General features: G+C 61.3%; 1 protein-coding gene. It reads right to left on the reverse strand.

The annotated features are described in order from the left end of the window. A partial coding sequence (locus tag SB764_RS43250; protein WP_410867201.1) for a Flp family type IVb pilin occupies positions 1–82 on the reverse strand: 82 nt, incomplete at its 3' end. Between the last annotated feature and the right edge of the window lie 166 nt (positions 83–248).

Raw genomic sequence — 248 nt, forward strand, 5'->3', positions numbered from 1 at the left:
CGATGATGCCGGCCAGCACTGCGTATTCGAGCGAACTGACGCCCCGTTCATCGCGCAACAAGGACTTGACGTATTGCAGCATGACTCCCTCCGTGTGACGGGGCCGGTGATCGACCTTGAATGTAAAGACGCTGCGTTGCTTCGGTGGCGGCGCATGGCGTTCGCCCATTCACGATTCATGCGGCGGCCCGTGCATCGTGCCGTTCGCATCCCCCGGAATCCTTTCGATCGCTGCAACGCGCGGGTAT

Source organism: Paraburkholderia sp. SIMBA_027, assembly GCF_046535315.1.
In the GTDB taxonomy this organism is placed as follows: domain Bacteria; phylum Pseudomonadota; class Gammaproteobacteria; order Burkholderiales; family Burkholderiaceae; genus Paraburkholderia; species Paraburkholderia tropica.